General features: G+C 55.2%; 1 protein-coding gene. It reads right to left on the reverse strand.

Annotation, left to right across the window (positions count from 1 at the left end):
• Positions 1–221 (reverse strand): transposase (locus O2S87_RS19480; RefSeq protein ID WP_475410276.1); only part of this gene is annotated, 221 nt, incomplete at both ends.

Raw genomic sequence — 221 nt, forward strand, 5'->3', positions numbered from 1 at the left:
GTGGATCGCTGGTGTTTCGTGGATTGTATGGGACGATCGGCACGACTCCTGCTTCCAGCAGGAAGTCGTGCCAATCAAGGATATCGTATGCACTGTCTCCAAGCAACCAGATTGGATGCTTGACGGCAAGCGCGTCACGTGTGACGCGCATTGCCGTCTCTTTTGAGGCTTGTTTCGCCTGCGTGAACTCCGCTGCGATTGGTATCTTTGGCCCTGCCGAA

It is taken from the genome of Halohasta sp. A2, assembly GCF_056175805.1.